Here is a 20,156-nt window from a genome sequence, read left to right as displayed (position 1 = left end):
AAAAATGCCTAAAGAGTTGCCTCAAGAAAGGAAAAAAATGCACTTGGAAAAATATAGCGAACGCGTGCAGGGCTTTTTACAATCAGCACAAAATAACGCGCTGGCTTCTGATCATCAGCAGTTTATGCCAGAGCATTTCTTGAAAGTGTTGTTAGATGATCCACAAGGATTGGCTGCATCGCTGATCCAAAAAGCAGGGGGAGATCTGAAGCTTATTCAAAAGGCACTTAAAGAAGCACTCGAAGTTTTGCCAAAAGTGCAAGGGGGAAATGGACAACTCTATCTCTCGCAGCCGGTGGCAAAAGTCTTCGCAGCCGCAGAGGAGCTCGCACAAAAAGCCGGTGATCAATTTGTTACTGTCGAGCGCATGTTGCAAGCGCTGTTGATGGAAAAATCTGCAAAAACAGCCGATATTCTCACAAAGGCGGGCTTGACCCCGCAGGCGCTTAATCAGGCAATTAATGATCTGCGCAAAGGAAAAACAGCCACAAGCCCCCATGCCGAAGGTCAATATGATGCCTTGCAAAAATATGCACGTGATCTCACAAAAGATGCACGCGAAGGAAAACTCGACCCTGTCATTGGGCGAGAAGAAGAAATTCGACGCACCATTCAGGTGCTCTCACGGCGGACGAAAAATAATCCTGTGCTGATCGGAGAGCCAGGGGTCGGAAAAACCGCTATTGTTGAAGGGTTGGCGCTGCGCATTATCAATGGCGATGTTCCAGAAACTTTGCGCGATAAACAACTCTATGCGTTGGATATGGGTGCGCTTATTGCCGGTGCAAAATACCGCGGGGAATTTGAAGAACGCCTTAAAGCCGTTCTGGCGGAAGTGCAAGCCGAAAATGGGCAAATTATTCTCTTTATTGATGAATTGCATAACCTTGTGGGGGCTGGAAAATCTGATGGTCCGATGGATGCTTCCAACTTGTTAAAGCCGGCTCTTGCCCGTGGAGAACTCCATTGTGTGGGCGCTACAACTTTGGATGAATATCGAAAATATGTCGAAAAAGATGCAGCTCTTGCCCGCCGCTTTCAACCGGTCTTCGTACCTGAGCCCTCTTTGGAAGATACGATTTCTATTTTGCGTGGGATTAAAGAAAAATATGAACAGCACCACAAAGTGCGTTTAGCAGATAGTGCTTTGATTGCTGCTGCACGACTTTCTTCTCGTTATATTACTGATCGTTTCTTGCCCGATAAAGCTATTGATCTGATCGATGAAGCCGCTGCACGCTTGCGTATGCAGGTTGATTCAAAGCCCGAAGAATTAGATGCTCTCGATCGGCGCATTTTACAGTTGAAAATCGAACGGGAGGCCTTGAAAACAGATGTTGAACCTACAGCAAAAGAACGTTTGAAAAATGTGCAGGAAGAACTCAAAATATTGGAACAACAGTCCGCCGAGATGACAACGGCTTGGCAGGCTGAAAAACAAAAATTAGGGCATGCGGCTGATTTGAAAAAACAACTCGAAGAAGCGCGCAATGCTTTGGCAATTGCACAGCGGGATGGACAATTCCAACGCGCTGGGGAATTGGCTTATAGTGTTATTCCGGAACTCGAAAAACAATTGACCTTAGCCGAAAATGATGACCAACAAAATCATCTCGTTGAAGAAACGGTGACCGCTGAACATGTCGCACGGATCATTTCTCGCTGGACCGGTATTCCTGTTGATCGGATGTTGGAAGCAGAACGCGAAGCGCTCTTGCGCATGGAAGATGAAATTGCTACCCGTGTCGTGGGACAGGGTGAAGCGGTGCAAGCGGTGGCGCGAGCTGTCCGGAGGGCACGGGCTGGGTTGCAAGATCCTAATCGTCCCCTCGGCTCCTTTATGTTCTTGGGACCTACCGGTGTGGGAAAAACAGAACTCACCAAAGCTTTGGCGGCGTTTCTTTTTCAAGATCCCAATGCTATGTTGCGTATTGATATGTCGGAATATATGGAAAAGCATGCTGGGGCGCGGCTCATTGGGGCGCCGCCCGGATATGTCGGATATGAAGAAGGGGGCGTACTGACGGAGTCCGTGCGAAGAAGACCTTATCAAGTTATTCTCTTTGATGAAATTGAAAAGGCGCATCCGGATATCTTTAATCTGCTGCTGCAAGTGTTGGATGAAGGGCGCTTGACCGATAGTCAAGGAAGAACAGTCGATTTTCGTAATACTTTGTTGATTATGACTTCCAATCTTGGTGCTGAATTTTTAACCGCTTTGCCGGAAGGGCAAACGGTTGATCAAGCAAAAGACGATGTGATGAATGTTGTCAAAGCCGCTTTCCGTCCGGAGTTTTTAAACCGTATCGATGAGATTATTCTCTTTCAGCGGTTGCAACGCAAAGATATGGAGGCGATTGTTGATATTCAGATACAACATTTGCAAAATTTGCTCAATGAACGCAACATAACCTTGCATATCAAACCAGAAGTCCGACAGTTCCTTGCCGATAAAGGTTATGACCCCCTTTATGGGGCACGCCCCCTTAAACGGATTATCCAAAAGGAAATTCAAGATCCGCTCGCAGAAAAAATCTTGTTTGGAGAAATTCACGATGAGACGGCGGTGACAGTTACAAAACAAGGAGATCGCTTGGATTTTTCGCCTGAAGCATAAGTGGGGGGAAATTCCATGGGATAGAAGGGGGCAATAATCCTCTTATGCCATAAAGCGCCGTTGTTTTTAGGGGCGCTTATGGTGTGCTGCTCTGCTTTAGTGGACAATGGTGAAAATCTGCTAGGAAAGCGTTTGGATTATTTACGCTCACATTATTGTTTATAGAGTGGTGTGTGGTGGTTGGTTTGGACGTTTCATTTGGCTTATTTCTGTAAAAGCGTAAAAATGTGTATCTGTGAAAATGAAGTGAACGTTCAAGAGCGTGGGGGGATTTATGCGTTGTGTGTGCTTTGGGGCGTATTGGGGCTTTTGTCATGGCGTGGAGAGGGGAGAGAGGATTTGGAGGGCGAAGAGGAGGGGCAATAATCCTCTTATGCCATAAAGCGCCGTTGTTTTTAGGGGCGCTTATGGTGTGCTGCTCTGCTTTAGTGGACAATGGTGAAAATCTGCTAGGAAAGCGTTTGGATTATTTACGCTCACATTATTGTTTATAGAGTGGTGTGTGGTGGTTGGTTTGGACGTTTCATTTGGCTTATTTCTGTAAAAGCGTAAAAATGTGTATCTGTGAAAATGAAGTGAACGTTCAAGAGCGTGGGGGGATTTATGCGTTGTGTGTGCTTTGGGGCGTATTGGGGCTTTTGTCATGGCGTGGAGAGGGGAGAGAGGATTTGGAGGGCGAAGAGGAGGGGCAATAATCCTCTTATGCCATAAAGCGCCGTTGTTTTTAGGGGCGCTTATGGTGTGCTGCTCTGCTTTAGTGGACAATGGTGAAAATCTGCTAGGAAAGCGTTTGGATTATTTACGCTCACATTATTGTTTATAGAGTGGTGTGTGGTGGTTGGTTTGGACGTTTCATTTGGCTTATTTCTGTAAAAGCGTAAAAATGTGTATCTGTGAAAATGAAGTGAACGTTCAAGAGCGTGGGGGGATTTATGCGTTGTGTGTGCTTTGGGGCGGGTGAAGCTTTTGTTATGGGGTGGAGAGGATTGGAAGGCGAAGAGGAAGCGTTTGTCAATGGAGGAACACGTTGTGATGAAGAGGGGGGCGTATGGATGCGTTGATGGGAGAGAAGAGGAAGCAGAGAGAGGGAGGAGAGAGTGTCGAAATGGGAGAGAATGGGATGAAGGGGGCGTGGTTGCTATAAGAGAGGGAGGAGAGAGTGAAGGGGGAAAGGTTGGTTTTTATGATCACAAGGTATGGAGCGTTATTTTGCAGTGCACTGTCGTGAAATGGCGAAAGCAGTAAGGCATGTTTTTTCAAATTTTTTCAAAAACGCGTGAATGAGCAACATCATGATGGTTTATTTTGTGCTTTATGTTTTGGGCATTCTGGTTGCATGAGAGATGATTATGAGAAAGAATGACACAAAATATTAAAAGAACAATATAAAACTTGACAAGGTTAATGTAAAAAGGTATCATAATGACACAATCGGAATTGTATCTTTAAACCAGAGCAGATAAGAGCCCCTCCATAAAAGCTATTGGGAAGACGATGGGTGAGAAGAGAATGGGGTGTGGATGCTCAAGGTCTTTTTCCAAGATTTTGTTGCTTTATTGCTTGTTGCTGTTGAATCCGATGCTGTCAAGGGGGGCTGAACAAGGGGCGGTATTGCAAGAGGGGTGTTGTTTGAAGTGGAGGGATGTCCTTCTCCATTGGGAGGCTGCTGTACATTATTGGAGGCGGGCGATATCCGATATCAAAAGCTTTAGGTGCAGGGGGAGAGCGACGAATAATGTTTGTGGGCGTTTTATCTAATCGGAAATTAACCACCAAATTGCTTTTTGTTTTTTAGGGTGGAGCTCTCTAAAATTTTTTACAAGAGCGTGTTCCTTTTCGCTATAGGTTTCTTGGTCGTAGTGGGAATGATTTTCTGGAATGTCTTCTTTTGAAATATCCGCATAAAAAAAGGTAATGGGAACCTCCAGTAGGTTGGCAATTTCCTGTAACCGCCCTGCGCTTACACGATTGAAGCCTTTTTCGTATTTTTGGATTTGTTGAAAACTCACTCCTAAGTGGCTTCCTAATTCCTTTTGAGAAAGCCTCATTGAAATTCTTCTGTGACGAATTCTTTTGCCAATAGAAATATCATTAAAATGTGAATTTTTGGTTTGCACTTCAAGCCCCCCGCCGGTTGCGAGCGCCCTCGCATTGGTATTCCGGGAGGTTGAAAATACTGAGCTCAGTCAGCTTTTTGCTTTTAGTGCTGGTAAGCACCTGGACATAGCAAAAACTCCCGGAATCCCGGGATACCCACATAGTGGGACAAATTTATGTACTGAGCGTTCGGGTTTTCAACTCCCTATTTGACCGTTGCGTAGACGATCAAAAACACGAGCTCATCAATAAAGTAATTTCAAAAGATTGGCAAGAAAAATTAAAACATTGGCTATGCTCCTAAGTGGCTTCCTAATTCCTTTTGAGAAAGCCTCATTGAAATTCTTCTGTGACGAATTCTTTTGCCAATAGAAATATCATTAAAATGTGAATTTTTGGTTTGCACTTCAAGCCCCCCGCCGGTTGCGAGCGCCCTCGCATTGGTATTCCGGGAGGTTGGATTCACTGAACTTAAACAGTCTCTTGTTTTTAGTGCTTATAGCACTTGGACATAACAAAAGCCCCCGGAATTTCCGGGATAGCCATAATTGTTTATGTGTTAAGTTTTAAGGAATCCAACTCCCTATTTGACCGTTGCGTGGACGATCAAAAACACGGGCTTATCAATAAAGTAATTTCAAAAGATTGGCAAGAAAAATTAAAACATTGGCTATGCTGCACACTCATAAAAGAGTGTTGTTTTGAGGTGTGGTGAAGAGAGCAGAAATATTCGGGATAAGGTGTGCTTTATGAAGGACTATCTGTTTGAAGGGTGATGATCTGAAGTTCGTAGGGGATATTTTGCTAGAACCAGAAGCTGTGTTGTTAATAGACCAGTGTTGACTAAAGTAGTGTGGGGTGTTGGTTTGGAGGATTTTTCTGTAAAGATGGTAACGCGTAAAAACGTGGATCTGTAAAAATGAAGCAAAGGATTGAGGTTTTGTGGGCGTTTTTATCTAATCGGAAATTAACCACCAAATTGCTTTTTGTTTTTTAGGGTGGAGCTCTCTAAAATTTTTTACAAGAGCGTGTTCCTTTTCGCTATAGGTTTCTTGGTCGTAGTGGGAATGATTTTCTGGAATGTCTTCTTTTGAAATATCCGCATAAAAAAAGGTAATGGGAACCTCCAGTAGGTTGGCAATTTCCTGTAACCGCCCTGCGCTTACACGATTGAAGCCTTTTTCGTATTTTTGGATTTGTTGAAAACTCACTCCTAAGTGGCTTCCTAATTCCTTTTGAGAAAGCCTCATTGAAATTCTTCTGTGACGAATTCTTTTGCCAATAGAAATATCATTAAAATGTGAATTTTTGGTTTGCACTTCAAGCCCCCCGCCGGTTGCGAGCGCCCTCGCATTGGTATTCCGGGAGGTTGGATTCACTGAACTTAAACAGTCTCTTGTTTTTAGTGCTTATAGCACTTGGACATAACAAAAGCCCCCGGAATTTCCGGGATAGCCATAATTGTTTATGTGTTAAGTTTTAAGGAATCCAACTCCCTATTTGACCGTTGCGTGGACGATCAAAAACACGGGCTTATCAATAAAGTAATTTCAAAAGATTGGCAAGAAAAATTAAAACATTGGCTATGCTGCACACTCATAAAAGAGTGTTGTTTTGAGGTGTGGTGAAGAGAGCAGAAATATTCGGGATAAGGTGTGCTTTATGAAGGACTATCTGTTTGAAGGGTGATGATCTGAAGTTCGTAGGGGATATTTTGCTCCATAAGAAGCCCGATTGTTAATAGACCAGTGTTGACTAAAGTAGTGTGGGGTGTTGGTTTGGAGGATTTTTCTGTAAAGATGGTAACGCGTAAAAACGTGGATCTGTAAAAGAAAGCGGAGAATTGATGTGTTATTTGGGCTTTTTGTTATGGCGTGGAATGGGTTTTTCTTGATTGAAAGGAACATGATGATGGCTGAGAAAAATTGTCTTCCCTTACGTCGAAGAGAACGCAAAAAAGGGACTTTGAATAAAATAACAAAGCGGTTTAATGAAGCCTTACTTACAGCCGCTGAACAGGCTGGATCTCAGTATGGAGAAGAAGGACTGGTGTCTTATCTGCAATATCATGCCCTGAATAATCCTGTGCCTTTTTTTTCGTTGTTGGCAAAAGTTTTGCCTCTGCAGGTGACAGGAGAAGGAAATGTCAAAACAATTTCGCGGATTGAGATTGTTCCCGTGAAGTCAAAAGAGACCCAATCGGAAAAGCGTGATCTTGAAGCGTGATCTTAAGGAAATTCAAGCGTGTGATATCGGAAAATATGAGGCGGGTGAGAGAATAAGTCGTCTTGGAAGGGTACGCTTTTTTTCGCTGTTAGCAAAAGTTTTGCCTCTGCAGGTGACAGGAGAAGGAAATGTCAAAACAATTTCGCGGATTGAGATTGTTCCCGTGAAGTCAAAAGAGACCCAATCGGAAAAGCGTGATCTTGAAGCGTGATCTTAAGGAAATTCAAACGTGTGATATCGGAAAATATGAGGCGGATGAGGGAATAAGTCGTCTTGGAAGGGCGCGCTGTTTTGAGGGACGATGGGTCAAGGGCGTTTAGAGGTTATCGAGCTGGTGGCCGCTTGTGATACTGGAAGGTGTTCGGTGGAGAGGGGTGAGGCGTCAAGGGTGTGTGCTGGAGGGGGTTTGGTGAATGATGCCATAAAGGTGTCGTGGGGCACAGAGGCTTTGGTGCAGGGGGATTGGCGAAATGTGAGATAATACTGTTTTGATGGTTGAAGGAGTGTGACACGTTCGATCTTATGCTGGGCGGCTGGTCATGCTTTGGTCGAGGATCTTTGAAGGAGATTGATCACGTGTTAAGGCTTGGGGATGGGGCGTGGCATGGTGTTGAGCTTTTAGGGGCTTTTGTAAGGATCGGTGAAATTCGGGGGAAATACCGTGCTTTTGTGGGGGACAGGGTGCGGTGTTTCAAGGGGTGGGCTCGCGGCTTCGAGGGAGGGGGCGTTTGGGGTGCCAAGAGGGGCGCATGCAAAAAGGAATGCCCAAAAAGCGTGATGTATCGCGTATCAGGATGAACAGAGCGCTTTTGAGATAAGCGTTTTTCCTTCAATGGTTCTGGAATCATGAAACTTGGAATCATCAAATTGAAATCATCAAAAATGTGGAGCTCAATTGTTGCTAAAGTATAAAAATTTATCATGACAACGGTTCAGAAAATTTCTCAAAAAATAGGGCAGAAAACCGCTCAAGTGGCTCTTATTCCAAAGCTTATTCCTGTCTTTACCGGAAAAGCGGATGTCCGAGCCGCTTGGGGCGGACGAGGCTCTGGAAAAACACGCTCTTTTGCTCTGATGACAGCGGTGGTGGGATATCGCCATGGAATGGCAGGAGAACGCGGGATTATCCTTTGTGCCAGACAGTTTCAAAATTCTCTCAATGAGAGCTCTTTGGAAGAAATTAAACGCGCAATTGAAGCTTACCCTTTTCTGCAAGATTATTATGAAATCGGCGATAAATATATTAAATCAAAAGATGGACGCATCGTCTATGTGTTTGCGGGGCTTGATCGAAATATCGCGAGTATTAAGTCTATGGGGCGGGTGTTCCTTTGCTGGGTCGATGAGGCGGAGCCGGTCACTGAGACCGCTTGGCAAACCCTTATCCCAACTTTGCGTGAAGAGGGAGACGATTGGAATGCAGAATTATGGGTCACTTGGAACCCATATCATGAAAATGCTCCCGTGGAAAAACGTTTTCGAAATGTCAATAATCCCAATATCAAAGGCGCAGAAATTAATTGGCGCGATAATCCGCAATTTCCCGAAAAGCTTAATCGAGATCGATTGAGCGATTTGCAGCAAAGACCAGAACAATATAACCATATTTGGGAAGGCGAATATCTCCAAGCTGTGCAAGGGGCTTATTATCAAAGATGTCTTTTGGAAGCTGAGATGGAAGGGCGGATTACCACCGTTCCACGGGATCCTTTGATGCAGGTGAAAATCTTTTGGGATATCGGGGGAACAGGAGCCAAAGCCGATGCAACCGCCTTGTGGGTCGCGCAATTTGTAGGACGCGAAATCAGAGTACTCGATTATTATGAAGCACAAGGTCAACCACTCTCAGAGCATGTGGGGTGGGTTTTTCAAAGGGGATATGAAAAGTCCCTCATGGTCTTGCCTCATGATGGCGCGACAAAAGATCGTGTCTATAATGTCAGTTTTGAAAGCGCTCTCCAACAAGCTGGTTTTCAAACCAAAATCATTCCTCATCAGGGAATAGGCGCGGTGAAAATGCGTATCGAAGCCGTAAGGCGTTTGTTTCCTGCTCTATGGTTTAATCGTGACACAACAGCTACGGGGAGAAAAGCACTCGCTTGGTATCATGAAAAGCGTGATGAACAACGCAATATTGGTCTTGGCGCTGAACATGATTGGGCAAGCCATGGGGCTGATGCCTTTGGACTCATGTGTGTGGCTTATGAACAGCCCCATGCGAGACCACGAAAAAAAACTTATCACTCTTCTCTCCATTCTCAAACTTCATGGATGGCTTTTTAATGAATATGTCTACAGATTCTTCTTTTTCTTCTTTCGATCAAATCGAAACACTCGAACAGCAAGCGCTTTTAAAAAAACTTGTCGGATGGTATCAAGATGATATTGCTCATGTCGAAAAATGGCGAAAAAACGCTCAAGAAGACTACGATTTTTATAATGGGCGGCAATGGAATGAACAAGACTTGGCTGTCTTGAACGAACAAAATAGACCGGTGATGACTTTTAACCGTATTGCCCCGCTGATTAATGCTGTTATTGGGGCAGAGCGCAATAATAAACGACAAGTGCAATTTATTCCACGACAAGAAGGCGCAGCCTTTGCAAACCAGATCTTGACAGGGGCGGCTGAATGGTTTCGCGATGAAGCTGATGGGGAATATGAAGATTCCGATGCTTTTCAAGATGCCATCATTTGCGGTATGGGGTGGACAGATACACGCCTTGATTATGAAGAAGATCCACAAGGAAAACCCATCATTTCGCGGCTCGATCCTATGAAAATGGTCTGGGATGCTAGTGCTGTTAAGCCTAATCTTATTGATGCACAACGCTTATGGTATATTGATGAAAAGCCTTTGGCTGTGGCGCAAGAAATGTTCCCTCATGTGCATTGGAGCGATCTTCATGCCGATTGGGTGAAACATCAGGGGTTTTTACACTCAACCAGCAATGGGATAACGAAAAGCTATCAGGGAGAAGAAGCCTATCTGGAAGAGGGGATAGAGGCTGGCGGTTATCAACAGCCTAAAATGGTGACATTGGTTGAATGTCGCTGGTTTGAACGCGAGGTGGTCTATAAAGTACTTGAGCCGCAAAGTGGAAAGTTTATCGACTATTTGGAGCAGGATTTTCAAAGTTTAAGGAAAGAATTTCCAGATCTTCAAGCAACAAGGTTGACCAGAAAAATTGTCAAACGGGCATTTTTGGGCAGAAAGTTGCTCGAAACTCCTGATAAGCCTTTGGTTCCAGCAGGTCAATTGGGATGGGAATGTATTACCGGTACTTTTGATAAATTAAGCCGGCACTTTTACGGACTTGTGCGCCCTACAAAAGATCCGCAACGATGGGCAAATAAATATTTTAGTCAAGTGATGCATTTGCTCAATAGCCAATCAAAAGGCGGTATTATGGCTGAACGCGATGCTTTTGATGATGATCGACAAGCCCTCGAGAGCTGGGCTAGAGCCGATAGTATTACTTGGTTGAAAAGTGGGGCTGTCTCTGGGGGCAGAATCCAGCCTAAACCGGTGGCACAATTTCCCCAAGGATTTTTCCAATTGTTTAATGAAGCAAAGAGCGCTCTCGAACAGGTGACGGGCTTGTCTTCTGAATTTATTGGAACAAGAGCGGTTAATCAGCCTGGTATTCTGGAACAACAACGACGCCAATCCTCCCTTAATCTTTTGGCTTCCTTTTTTGATGCTTTGCGTCGATATCGGCAACGACAGGGAAAAATTATTCTCTATCTTATTCAAAATTATCTCTCCGATGGGCGGTTGGTGCGTATTGCCGGGGATGAAAATGCTCAATATGTTCCCTTAACACGCGAAATGGTGACCAGTTTGGAATATGATATTGTTGTGGATGATGCACCAACAAGTCTTAATGAAAAAGAGCGGACTTTTGCTCTCATCATGCAATTGCTGCCTTTGATGCAAAATTTTGCAACACCAGAGATTATGCTCGATCTCTTACGCTATTCGCCTTTACCAGCCTCACTGATTCATAAAATTGCGATAAAGGCGCAAAATGCTCTTCAAGAAGAGCAAAATGTTTCTGCGCAAATGGGGCGTAATGTCGGAGCAGAGCAGATCATGCAGATGTTGCAAAGAGCAAATGCGCAACAATAGAACGCTTTATAATGGCGCTTTATAATGCGCAATGTTGGATGCATTTGATCAAGTGCAGTGATCAAGTGAAGGGTGTCTATAAATTTCCATCTTTAGTGTTGCTGATACCGCGCAATGGCGCCTCTCTTTATCTTGAGAAGCGTTGTTTTGTGGATAGGGCATGTTGGGGAAAATGTTCGATAGAGCCTCGTTGTTCATGGTGGGCGGGCAGGGTGTCTCGATAGGCTGGAGCCCAAGTGGTTAGAGAGCCTGGGGATCAAGGTTAGCAGGAAGCGTGGCTCGCAGGCTGTTTTATTGGAAAAATTTCATTGTATTGTTTTTAAAAAAGAAAAGGCTAATGTCATGGATCAAGAACACTTAACGCCGGCAGAACAAAACCATTTGAAACAGGATTTTCTTGTCTCAACACAAGAGGGAGAAGAGGGTGAAAGTGGAAGAGAAGAAAAAACTTTGGAAGAAAATTTTCAAGGACAAAGATTTCAACAACAGCTATCTTCTCAAGAAGGCGGAAAAGAGATGCAGGGGGAAGAAAATACACCACCAGATCCGCAAAAGGACTTTATGGGTTATATGCAATGGTTGGGAAAAACACTGCAAAAACAAGGGCTGTTACAGGAAAAACAACAACCTTCCTTGGCGCGTGAAGCAGAACAGCTGCAGGCGTTTTATCAGCAGTCTGTGGCAAGTGTTAAACAAAAGCACCATGATTTTGATCAAGCTGCCGATTTTATTTATGAAACGCGCGCGAAACAGTTGGCAGCTTTTGCGCCGCTCTATCCTGAGATGGCCGATCCCCAAAATATTGATGCAAGGATTGGTGATGAATTGAAGCAGATCTTGCGCGATTGTGCGCAAAAAAATCAAAATCCGGCTGAAGTGATTTACACGATTGCACAAAAATTTGGCTATACTAATGTTCAGAGTACCATGGGGGAAAATTTGCAGGAAAGACACAATTCTGCACGGACTCTTGCTGCTTATAACGGTTTGACACCCAGTGAGCCGATTTCTTTGGATATGCTGGATAAAATGTCAGAAGCAGAATTTAGCACTTGGGTTGCTGATCCTAAAAATAAAGCTGCTTTTAATCGTTTAATGGGGGGAAGAGAATTTTAATCACAAGAATAGTGTTTACGCGAAAATGTGAGGAAACTTCTGGTGCAGCAGGGATATTGTGGGGGATGTTCTTTTGTGGGATCCATGAGAGGGTTTCTGGTGCGTGAAATGCGGGGGGATGTTTTTTAGCTGGACACGTGCGTGGGGGGATGACGCTGGGAATGCGGGGGCTATTTTTTTTCTGAATACGTGAGAGGCTTTTTCGCGCATGAAATGCGAGGGGATACGCGTGGGCTTGAGGCTTGCGGGGGGCGTTCTCAAAGTACAGACGGCGTGAGGAGTGCTCTATTAGGGGGAGGCGAGAGGCTAACAGAAACAAAACACACAAGAACAACTTAAGCCACCATTTGAAATGAAATGTGGTGTTTTGAGCGCCCGGCGTTTTGCCGGGTTTTTTATGTCAATAAACTTTTAGAGGACAAAATGACTGTAACTTATATCGGACTCAATGACCCAATGGCAGTGCGCACATGGTCTAAACTCTTAAATCAAGAAGTCTCAAAAGCAATCCCGATTGCACCGTTAATTGGAAATGATTCAAACAGTATCGTACAGTTAAAGGATGAAACCACAAAAGCAAGTGGCGATGCCATTAGCTTTAATTTGCGTGTGCAGTTGCACGGTGATGGGGTCAGTGAAGGGCAAACGTTGGAAGGCAATGAAGAAGCTCTACAGTTTCTCAATGATCGCTTGGCGATTAATGAACTCGTTCATGCGGTGCGGGTCAAAAATGAAGGCACCATTGATCAGCAACGCATTCTCCACGATTTGCGCACGGAAGCAAAAAATGGTTTGGTCGATTGGTATGCGGATCGTCTGAGTATGATGTTCTTCATTCAAGTGTGCGGATATACCGCAAAATCCATTAACTTTGAAGGACGATCTATTACACTCAAACCCGTTCATTATGGCTTTAATGCCCCAACGGCACCAACCGATAAACGCGTGGTGCGTCCGAATGATAAAACAAAAGATGAAGATTTAAAAGAAAACGATGTGTTTAATCTTAAACTGATCGATAAAGCGGTTGAACGCGCTAAATTAGCTAATCCTAAAATTCGTCCCGTACGGATTGATGGGGAAAATGTCTATGTGCTTTATCTTCATCCAACCCAAGTGACGCAATTGCGAACCAATACCGATGCCGGGCAATGGCTCGACATTACCAAGGCAATCTATAGTGGAAGCCGGATCAAAAATCCGCTCTATGATGGATCTTTGGGCATGTATAATGGTGTCGTTTTACGCGAAGCTGAACATATTACCGAAGGGGTTGAGTCGGGAACAGCAAACAAAGCTGTCCCTAATGTGCGTCGTGCGGTGCTTCTTGGAGCACAAAGTGCTGTAATCGCTTTTGGAAAAGATCGAGGCGCAACACGCTATAAATTGGTGGAAGAACTCTTCGACTATGAAAGAGAATTCGGAGTCGCAGCAAAAACCATTATGGGGATGAAAAAAACCTGCTTTACCTTGCCAGGAAGTACGCAAGGGGCTCAAGATTTTGGAACAATCGTCATTCCAACTTATGGAGCACCTGCTTAAAGCAAATGCTTCCTTCTTTCCCCCCAACAAGAGGATTCTGTTGGGGGAAAAATTTAAAATACTTCCAAAAAAAGGACAGGCTTATGACCACTCTACCCGATGATCCTAACACGGGCGATCTTAAACATTCAGATCGTTCGCAAACTTTTGCTTCTATGGTCGCGCTTATTCAAGATGAAATTGACGATACAACAGCGGAATATTCACAGCAAATTCAAGATTCAATTGTTACAGCTTTGCGTTTGTGTGAACGCGAACCCTTTTTCTTTAATGAAAGGAAAAAAAGCACGTTTAACACACAAAGTGGGAAAACATGGTATGGACGAGAAGAAGGGGTTTTTATTGAATCAGAAAAAAGCTTGGCTGACGTCTTTTTAGCAACAAAGAATGCAACACCAACAAAGTTGTTCTTTAAGCCCTTGGAAGCACTCCATCAACAATATGGGATGCATCCTGAGTTGGGAACACCATTCTTTTATACCATCCGTGATCAAAAAATAGCACTCTTTCCAACGCCAGAAAATGTCGAAACCGTACAGCTTTCTTATACGCCTGCCCATTTAGCCGATGAACAGCTTAAAGAGGACAATAATCCTTGGTTGATTTATGCTTTTGATCTCATTAAAGCCCGAGCAAAATATGAACTTTATAAAAATATTCTTAAAGATCCTGAATATGCTGCCGTTTCTTTTAGAGATTTTCAAGAACAGCTTCAAGCTTTACGCATTGAAACATCACGCAGAAAAGATTTCTCAAAGATTCAGCCAATGACTTTTTAAAAAAACATCTTTTCAATTTTTATACTTAAGGGTGCTCTTGAGACCTAGAGCAATGCTTATGTTTAAGAGTCGCTTTGGGGCTTTAATGGAGCTTTAATCCGTGTTGGAGTCTGGATTGGCTTGGGGGGGTGAAGGTAAGCCGCTGTTGGGGGGGGCTTGTGGACGTGGATATTTTGAAAGTAAAATCAACTGTAGGTTGTTTCGGTGTGTTTTTTTTGCTCTCGTTTTAAGAGCTTTTGTGGTTTTAACCCCATCAACCTTGGTTTTTTGAAGGGGACTGATCTCTTGGCACTGGGTTCTTCAAAGATTTTATGAAGGTTTTTTCTCAATACTGAAGAAGTGCTGGCATTGGTGGTTGGTATTGGGGTGGCTGGTATTGGCGCCTGGTATTGGAAAGTGCTGGCGGGTGATTTTGCTGGACCCGCAGGTAGCGGCAGTGGGTTTGCCATGATGGGTGGGATCATTTTTCTCGATGGTTTAGCAACTTATAGCTGTATCTTTATGCAATTTTATGTCCTTAGAGTTTCATTCTAGGGGCTTTTTTGGTTTCAATGAGCAAGCCTTGGTGTTTTGGCACTGGGTGCTTGAAACATTTTAGGGGGGCTTGATGGCTTTTTTCCCAATCGCTGATTATCGACCCGATGTGGCGGATATCAATGGAATTTTTACCGATGAACTTGTCAATGTGCTCCCGGCGGATGGCTCTTATATCCCTATGCCAAATTTTGAACCTTTGTCAGAGCCATGTCCAGAGCCCATTTTAGGCGCTCTTGCGGTTAAAACAAAAAATGGCGTTTCAATTCTTGTCGGGACAAGAGAAAAAATCTTCTTGCTTGATAATACAACAATGAAGTGGAAAGATATTAGCCAAAAAGGAAAGGCTTATATGGCGAATATCGATGCGCCGTGGTCTTTTGCTTTGTTTGGTGATTTTATTATTGCGGTAAATGCTAATGATAAACCACAAGTGATCGATATTATTCATGATAAAACATTTAGAAATTTAGGGGGAAATCCACCACAAGCGGGGATCGTTCGCGTCTGGGGAGATTTCGTTTGTTTGATGAAATTAACCGAGCATCCAAGACGGGTTCATTGGTCAGGATTGAATGATGCAGAATTTTGGACTGTAGGGAAAAAAAGCTGCGATTATCAAGATTTTCCTGATGGCGGTTTTGTGCAAGGGGCAACAGAGGCAACAAATCCCATTATCTTTATGCGTTCTGCAATCTATGCCGGCTCTTTTATTCCAGGCTCTAAGATTATTTTTAGTTTCCAAAAAATCCACGATAAAAGAGGCGCAAAAAATGCTGAATCGATTGTTTGTCGCGGTGACTTGGCTTTCTTTGCCGATGAGGGCGGTTTTTATCAAATAGCAAATGACGGACAGATTATCCCCATTGGCTTTGAAAAAGTTGATCGAACTATGACTGCAAAATCAAGACAGAGTAATCTGTATACCATGTCTGCGGCGATCGATGGCGTGTATAATCGTGTTTATTGGATGGTCGATAGCGATGAAAACCTTCATAAACGGATCTTGCTCATTTATGATTGGGGGTTGCAAAAATGGACAAAAGCTCTCGTGGATATCAAAATGATCCTCCCCATTTTCTTGACCGGAACAACGCTAGAAGGTCTTGATTTTGTGGCTAAGAATATTGATGATTTGTCCTTTTCTCTCGATAGTAAAGCTTGGAAAAATGAATCACCTATTCTGGGAGCATTTGATCAACAGGGAAGATTGGGGTCGTTTTCTGGGGCTCCTATGGCTTGTGTGGTCACTTCACAAGAAATGGGGCAGACAAATGGCATGATAACACGGGTGAAAAATATTATGCCTCAAGTCAATAGTGGAAAGTTTTATTTGTCTGTGGGAATGCGCTTTCGACAATCTCTTGAAGAGGAAACCGTTTGGTTGCCAGAAAAACAGCCTTCTCATAATACTGGACAAATTCATTGTCGCGCAAGGGCACGATTTTATCGCTTTAAATTGCGTATTCCTGAGGGAATGAATTGGACTCATGTCACGGGATTTGATGTGGAATTGATGCCAGCCGGCATGCGATAGGCATGCCTCTATAATCAAAAATGTATGCGATAGCTAAGCCTTTATTATAAAAAAAAAGCATGCGATAGCCAAGCTATGATCATCAAAGGACAGAGGGGGATGTCCTTATCATTAAAGGAATAAGGGGGGGTTGATGTTTCTTTATGATCGGAAAGAGTTTGTCCCATGGTTTGTGATAAAAAAAGCGCTCTCTTAATCTTATGACACAAGGGATGGCGGAGGCTTCCTTTTGAAAGCTGTGCGGTAAACAGGAGCGCGTGGAGGGCGCAAGGGGGATGTTTGGTGTGCGTAAAAAAATTAAGAAAGCTAAAATCATGATGAAAGAGCATCAAGATGTCTATTCTGCTCACCTAACACAGCACTGGTCATGGAAAAAAATAGCGCCCTATCAAGAGCCTCTTAATGCAGCATTGAAAAAATATGCTCAGCGCTTTCCAGATGATGTTTGTCTGGAAAAAATTGCTGAAGAAATTGCTATAGGACAAGCTCAATTGTGGCTGGTCTTAAAAAATAAAACCCAATTTAGTGCTTTTGCAATCACTAAAATTGAAAGTATCCATACGGGGAAAAAATGCGTCGTTCTCTCAGATTTGGCTGGAGAGGGAGGACTGAAATTGGTCAAATTGATTGATGAGGTTGAAAAATGGGCGCGAACAATCAAAGCTGAAGAAATACACATGTTTGGAAGAGTTGGATGGGCGAAAAGGCTCGCTCATCACGGATATTCTCGTAATCTTATTCAATATAGAAAGGTTCTGGGTCCATGAGTAGAAAAAAAACACCTCAAGTGCAAACGACAACACAAACAAATGCACCCCCCGCTTGGGCAGCGGATATTCTGAAACAAGCCAGTGCAGAGGCACAGGGGCTTTATAAAAAAGGAATTGGTGGAAATGTTTATCAGGGAGAGCGCGTTGCGGGTCTTAGCGATATGACACAAAATGCGCTGGCCGGTTTACAACAAGCTGCAGGGCTTTATAACAATCCTACACTCACGCAGTGGTTAAATGCACCAACCAACAGTGCTATAAATCTTGCCGGTATGGCGAAGGGAAATTGGATTGGAAATAATAGTAAATTTAATATGGCATTGCAAAATGCCCTGAATAAAACCTCCGATGCCATTAATCAATCGATGTCTGGGGCGGGGCGTTATGGTTCTGGAGCCCATACCGGCGTGCTCGCCGATGAACTGGGCGCCTTGGCTACAAATGCGGCAGCACAGCAGTATAATCAAGATATTAACAATATGATGAATGCAAACCAGATGATTGATCGCGCGCAGCATGATCAAGTGAATGCGGCAAACGCCTATTATCAAGGGCAGAGTAATGTACAAGGAAATGCTCTGAAAGGGGGGATGATTCAAGATCTCAATCGACAAAATATCTTAGATGCGGAGCACCAAAAATGGTCAGAAAAAGATAATCAAGATTGGAACCGATTGGAACGCTTATTACAGGTTGGAACACAGGCGGCTGGAAATTACGGAACAACTTCCGGAAAATCTACAATAATCCCTTCTGTGACAAAAGATCCATTGCGTGATGCCCAGCAAGTGCTGGGATTGGTCGGAGGAATTCTAGGACTTTGTGATGTGAGAGCAAAAGAAAATATTACCCTTGTGGGAAAGAAAAAAGGATATCCTCTTTATAACTTTAATTATAAAGGAAATCCACAACGGTATCAGGGCGTTCTGGCGCAAGACGTGTTGCGTGTGAAACCTGAAGCTGTTTTTGTCAATGCGAAAACAAAATTACTGCATGTGGATTATGACAAAATAGGGCTGAAAATGAAGAAAATGAAGGAAACACCGGCTTCTAAAAATAAAATTCTGGCTTTCTTTTCTTCCGTTTTTGCGCGTCTTTCCTTTTTGCAAAAAGAGTGTCTCCTATGAGTTCGATTTATGATTGGTCAATCATCGCATCAGAAAATGCTTATGTCGATGAAAATATAAACTGGGCTGAAGGGCAACCGCCAAGTTCAGTCAATGATAGTGCACGCGCTATGATGCAACGTATCAAAGAATATTTGTTGGATAATGGGGGCGTGATTGAAACACAGTTTACGGTTGATAACGAGAACAAGAGAACATCTCTTCGTTTGGCGACAAAATCTTTTTTTGAGACCTATATGGATGGCATTGTGGTGCGTTTTAAAGCACAAGGCGTCAATAGAGGAATAACAAATGTTTCTTTAAATCAATTGCCTCCAAGACCAACTTATATGGCAACGCCAGAGGGGATTATGCCTTTAAAAGGGGGAGAAATCCAAAAGGGAGGGCTTTATGAAATCGTCTATACGCATGATATTGCTGGGAAAAATGCTAATGGCTGGTTTTTAACCAATCCTACTATAAAACTTCCTGAAATTCCGCCTTTTCCTCCTTTGCCGGAATCTTTTTCACCTGGGTTTATTGGAACTTTTGCGAGTGAAAAAATACCCTCTGGGTGGCTGTTGTGTGATGGGAGAGAATATTCGCGAAAGAGCTATGCCAATCTCTTTGCTGTTTTGGGGGAAATATGGGGAAAAGGAGATGGGAAAACAACATTTAATGTTCCCGATTTGCGGGGAATGTTTTTACGGGGGCTCGATAGTGGAAAAAACATTGATAAAGGACGTCTTTTAGGAACTCAACAAGAAGAATCTTTTAAAGCCCATACCCATGAAGGGAAAACAGATTCAACAGGCAAACACCAGCATAGTTATCCCATGTTTGAAAACTATCGTATAACCCACGGTTGGGATAATACTGAAGAGTCTGTATCTGTAATGCTCAAAAAAGATTGGTTGACAGATCCTGCAGGAGAGCATGAACATAAGGTCTTATTGCAAAAAACAGGGGGGGATGAAACACGCCCCGTCAATATGGCGGTGGTTTATGCGATCAAAGCCTGAAAATGAAAGCTGAGAGATATGAGAGATAAAAGAGAGAGCAAAATGGTTGCAAAATCTTTATGATGAAAAAAAACTTATCGAATCTATCGTGCAGAAAGTTTTGAGGCGCTCCTGAAAAAAATGCTTCCTTAAACCCTCTTGATGATTTTACTTTTTGTCGCACCTTTATTGGAGATAAAGGTCTTTTTGCCTCTTGTTCTTTAGAGGATCAAGGCAATGATCATTGAGGTGAGGGGATCATTGAGGTGAGGGGCTAAAAGAGAGAAGAAAATCCTCCTTCGTTCATAGAGTTTTGGTCTAAAAAGTCAAAGGTTTTATTCAATCTCTCTTTCTCTTGTGGTGTCGTGATCCATTGTTGAGAGTGCTTCAGTTTAATGCTTTGATGGGCGATGATAAAGAGCGCAGGGATAGTTTTATTTTTATAATGTCGTAAAAGATCATCATTAAAACACTGTCATTGAAGGTGATGATATCTCGTCAGATCGCTTGATCCATTCAGTATTGAAGATATGAGCAAATCTTCAGAGTAGGATTTGCTCGTAGCGCTTTTATGAAATCCTCTCCTTTGAGCTTTAGGAATAGAAAGCATTTGAAGGAGAAATCCAAGCAGAATTGCGCTTGGCAAAAAGCTGTATTGTTTCCAGACTATTGTTTATCGATGAGAATTGTTGAAAGAG

At 43.3% G+C, this 20,156-nt stretch carries 23 protein-coding genes and 1 pseudogene; 21 read left to right on the top strand and 3 right to left on the bottom strand.

The features are described 5' to 3' along the window. Positions 1–37 precede the first annotated feature (37 nt). The 6 genes from clpB (at position 38) to NNJ85_RS07155 (ending at position 4,375) form a co-directional block, all read left to right on the top strand. On the top strand, positions 38–2,617 hold the full coding sequence (clpB, locus tag NNJ85_RS07175; protein WP_254474782.1) for an ATP-dependent chaperone ClpB: 2,580 nt from the start codon (positions 38–40) through the stop codon (positions 2,615–2,617). A 225-nt stretch (positions 2,618–2,842) separates the two neighbouring features. Beyond that, entirely contained in the window at positions 2,843–2,983 is a 141-nt protein-coding gene (locus NNJ85_RS07170; protein WP_254474780.1) for a hypothetical protein, read from the top strand. Positions 2,984–3,171: 188 nt separating this feature from the next. Continuing rightward, positions 3,172–3,312: a hypothetical protein gene (locus NNJ85_RS07165; protein ID WP_254474780.1), complete on the top strand. Its 141-nt coding sequence runs from the start codon at positions 3,172–3,174 to the stop codon at positions 3,310–3,312. A 237-nt stretch (positions 3,313–3,549) separates the two neighbouring features. Next, a complete protein-coding gene (locus tag NNJ85_RS09670; RefSeq protein WP_256481088.1) occupies positions 3,550–3,678 on the top strand; it encodes a hypothetical protein in 129 nt (42 codons plus the stop codon). After that, the gene (locus NNJ85_RS07160; protein ID WP_254474778.1) at positions 3,650–3,862 is read left to right on the top strand and encodes a hypothetical protein; all 213 of its coding nucleotides are present in this window, start codon (positions 3,650–3,652) and stop codon (positions 3,860–3,862) included. The genes NNJ85_RS09670 and NNJ85_RS07160 overlap by 29 nt, the downstream gene beginning before the upstream one ends. A 249-nt stretch (positions 3,863–4,111) precedes the next feature. Continuing rightward, positions 4,112–4,375 carry a hypothetical protein gene (locus NNJ85_RS07155; protein ID WP_254474777.1) on the top strand — a complete coding sequence of 88 codons (264 nt, stop codon included), beginning with the start codon at positions 4,112–4,114 and terminating at the stop codon, positions 4,373–4,375. Here the strand turns inward: NNJ85_RS07155 and NNJ85_RS07150 are convergent. From NNJ85_RS07150 to NNJ85_RS07140, 3 genes and pseudogenes are all read right to left on the bottom strand, one after another. Then, positions 4,372–4,734: a helix-turn-helix domain-containing protein gene (locus NNJ85_RS07150; protein ID WP_254474776.1), complete on the bottom strand. Its 363-nt coding sequence runs from the start codon at positions 4,732–4,734 to the stop codon at positions 4,372–4,374. The two genes, NNJ85_RS07155 and NNJ85_RS07150, sit on opposite strands and share 4 nt — an antisense overlap. 278 nt (positions 4,735–5,012) lie before the next feature. Then, positions 5,013–5,180, bottom strand: a pseudogene (locus tag NNJ85_RS07145) (transcriptional regulator); the annotation flags it as partial. Between the two features lie 490 nt (positions 5,181–5,670). Further along, positions 5,671–6,033: a helix-turn-helix domain-containing protein gene (locus tag NNJ85_RS07140; RefSeq protein ID WP_254474776.1), complete on the bottom strand. Its 363-nt coding sequence runs from the start codon at positions 6,031–6,033 to the stop codon at positions 5,671–5,673. A 592-nt stretch (positions 6,034–6,625) separates the two neighbouring features. Here NNJ85_RS07140 and NNJ85_RS07135 point away from each other — a divergent pair. From NNJ85_RS07135 to NNJ85_RS07065, 15 genes are all read left to right on the top strand, one after another. Next, the gene (locus NNJ85_RS07135; protein WP_254474774.1) at positions 6,626–6,940 is read left to right on the top strand and encodes a hypothetical protein; all 315 of its coding nucleotides are present in this window, start codon (positions 6,626–6,628) and stop codon (positions 6,938–6,940) included. Then, positions 6,930–7,151, top strand: a complete 222-nt coding sequence (locus NNJ85_RS07130; protein WP_254474928.1) for a hypothetical protein — start codon at positions 6,930–6,932, stop codon at positions 7,149–7,151. Before NNJ85_RS07135 ends, NNJ85_RS07130 begins: the two co-directional genes overlap by 11 nt. A 90-nt stretch (positions 7,152–7,241) precedes the next feature. Further along, the gene (locus tag NNJ85_RS07125; protein WP_254474773.1) at positions 7,242–7,421 is read left to right on the top strand and encodes a hypothetical protein; all 180 of its coding nucleotides are present in this window, start codon (positions 7,242–7,244) and stop codon (positions 7,419–7,421) included. A 95-nt stretch (positions 7,422–7,516) separates the two neighbouring features. Next, complete coding sequence (locus NNJ85_RS07120) at positions 7,517–7,738, top strand: hypothetical protein (RefSeq protein WP_254474772.1); 222 nt, start codon at positions 7,517–7,519, stop codon at positions 7,736–7,738. A 123-nt stretch (positions 7,739–7,861) separates the two neighbouring features. After that, complete coding sequence (locus NNJ85_RS07115; protein WP_254474771.1) at positions 7,862–9,223, top strand: PBSX family phage terminase large subunit; 1,362 nt, start codon at positions 7,862–7,864, stop codon at positions 9,221–9,223. After that, entirely contained in the window at positions 9,208–11,073 is a 1,866-nt protein-coding gene (locus tag NNJ85_RS07110) for a portal protein (protein ID WP_371923330.1), read from the top strand. The genes NNJ85_RS07115 and NNJ85_RS07110 overlap by 16 nt, the downstream gene beginning before the upstream one ends. Positions 11,074–11,084: 11 nt before the next feature. Next, positions 11,085–11,297: a hypothetical protein gene (locus tag NNJ85_RS07105; RefSeq protein ID WP_254474768.1), complete on the top strand. Its 213-nt coding sequence runs from the start codon at positions 11,085–11,087 to the stop codon at positions 11,295–11,297. A 118-nt stretch (positions 11,298–11,415) separates the two neighbouring features. Beyond that, on the top strand, positions 11,416–12,189 hold the full coding sequence (locus NNJ85_RS07100; RefSeq protein WP_254474766.1) for a hypothetical protein: 774 nt from the start codon (positions 11,416–11,418) through the stop codon (positions 12,187–12,189). 423 nt (positions 12,190–12,612) lie between these two features. Continuing rightward, entirely contained in the window at positions 12,613–13,731 is a 1,119-nt protein-coding gene (locus tag NNJ85_RS07095; RefSeq protein ID WP_254474763.1) for a N4-gp56 family major capsid protein, read from the top strand. Positions 13,732–13,814: 83 nt separating this feature from the next. Then, positions 13,815–14,510: a hypothetical protein gene (locus tag NNJ85_RS07090; protein WP_254474761.1), complete on the top strand. Its 696-nt coding sequence runs from the start codon at positions 13,815–13,817 to the stop codon at positions 14,508–14,510. Between the two features lie 348 nt (positions 14,511–14,858). Further along, on the top strand, positions 14,859–15,044 hold the full coding sequence (locus NNJ85_RS07085) for a hypothetical protein (RefSeq protein ID WP_254474759.1): 186 nt from the start codon (positions 14,859–14,861) through the stop codon (positions 15,042–15,044). Between the two features lie 73 nt (positions 15,045–15,117). Next, positions 15,118–16,581 (top strand): hypothetical protein, encoded by a 1,464-nt coding sequence (locus NNJ85_RS07080; RefSeq protein WP_254474757.1) that lies wholly within the window; start codon positions 15,118–15,120, stop codon positions 16,579–16,581. Between the two features lie 275 nt (positions 16,582–16,856). Next, positions 16,857–17,348, top strand: coding sequence for a hypothetical protein (locus NNJ85_RS07075; protein ID WP_254474756.1), 492 nt, complete (start codon positions 16,857–16,859; stop codon positions 17,346–17,348). Then, the gene (locus NNJ85_RS07070; protein ID WP_254474754.1) at positions 17,345–18,478 is read left to right on the top strand and encodes a tail fiber domain-containing protein; all 1,134 of its coding nucleotides are present in this window, start codon (positions 17,345–17,347) and stop codon (positions 18,476–18,478) included. Before NNJ85_RS07075 ends, NNJ85_RS07070 begins: the two co-directional genes overlap by 4 nt. Further along, positions 18,475–19,479, top strand: coding sequence for a phage tail protein (locus NNJ85_RS07065; protein WP_254474752.1), 1,005 nt, complete (start codon positions 18,475–18,477; stop codon positions 19,477–19,479). The genes NNJ85_RS07070 and NNJ85_RS07065 overlap by 4 nt, the downstream gene beginning before the upstream one ends. Positions 19,480–20,156: the final 677 nt, after the last annotated feature.

This window comes from Bartonella sp. B1098, from assembly GCF_944896145.1.
Lineage (GTDB): Bacteria > Pseudomonadota > Alphaproteobacteria > Rhizobiales > Rhizobiaceae > Bartonella.
Note: the sequence above shows the minus strand (reverse complement) of the source record. Positions and strands in the feature narration are given on the sequence as shown.